The sequence below is a fragment of the Exiguobacterium sp. s143 genome (assembly GCF_018618895.1).
In the GTDB taxonomy this organism is placed as follows: Bacteria; Bacillota; Bacilli; order Exiguobacteriales; family Exiguobacteriaceae; genus Exiguobacterium_A; species Exiguobacterium_A abrahamii.
Window position 1 is genome coordinate 1 of record NZ_JACSMX010000013.1, and the last position, 797, is coordinate 797.

General features: G+C 50.9%; 6 tRNA genes and 1 rRNA gene. All 7 read left to right on the forward strand.

Annotation, left to right across the window (positions count from 1 at the left end):
• Positions 1-86 (forward strand): 5S ribosomal RNA (gene rrf, locus KNQ03_RS16890); the annotation flags it as partial.
• A gap of 9 nt (positions 87-95) precedes the next feature.
• Positions 96-171, forward strand: a tRNA-Val gene (locus KNQ03_RS16895).
• 14 nt (positions 172-185) lie between these two features.
• A tRNA-Thr gene (locus tag KNQ03_RS16900) sits at positions 186-261 on the forward strand.
• 62 nt (positions 262-323) lie between these two features.
• Positions 324-410: transfer RNA gene (locus KNQ03_RS16905), tRNA-Leu, on the forward strand.
• Positions 411-448: 38 nt separating this feature from the next.
• A tRNA-Arg gene (locus KNQ03_RS16910) sits at positions 449-522 on the forward strand.
• Positions 523-526: 4 nt separating this feature from the next.
• A tRNA-Pro gene (locus tag KNQ03_RS16915) sits at positions 527-603 on the forward strand.
• Between the two features lie 22 nt (positions 604-625).
• Positions 626-701, forward strand: a tRNA-Ala gene (locus KNQ03_RS16920).
• The last annotated feature ends 96 nt before the right edge of the window (positions 702-797 follow it).

Sequence of the window (797 nt, forward strand, 5' to 3'; positions counted from 1 at the left end):
GTTCCCATGCCGAACACGGAAGTTAAGCACTTGAACGCCGAAAGTAGTTGGGGGCTTCCCCCTGTGAGGATAGGACGCTGCCAGGCGATACATATGGAGGATTAGCTCAGCTGGGAGAGCACCTGCCTTACAAGCAGGGGGTCGGCGGTTCGATCCCGTCATCCTCCACCATTTTTATTACACTTGCCGGTGTAGCTCAGCTGGTAGAGCAACTGACTTGTAATCAGTAGGTCGCGGGTTCGACTCCTGTTGCCGGCACCATTTTTATCTTCAATGATCACCAGAATTCAACTATGAATGAAGGTTCTACCTTTTATATCCCTGCCGGGGTGGCGGAACTGGTAGACGCACAGGACTTAAAATCCTGCGGGGGTTTCCCCGTGCCGGTTCGATTCCGGCCCTCGGTACCATTTTCATTTTGATGTTTGCTGTTTGATCCTTATATTCCGCACCCTTAGCTCAGCTGGATAGAGTACTTGACTACGAATCAAGGGGTCGGGAGTTCGAATCTCTCAGGGTGCATTTTCGGGAAGTAGCTCAGCTTGGTAGAGCACTTGGTTTGGGACCAAGGGGTCGCAGGTTCGAATCCTGTCTTCCCGACCATCTTCAATTTCATCCCTTTAATGGGGCCTTAGCTCAGCTGGGAGAGCGCCTGCCTTGCACGCAGGAGGTCAGCGGTTCGATCCCGCTAGGCTCCACCATTTTTTTATGACGAACTTTGAAAACTGAACGATGAGGCAAAAATCGTATTCTACGGAATACAAAAACGAATGAAGCGCAAGCTTCGTCAATCGTGA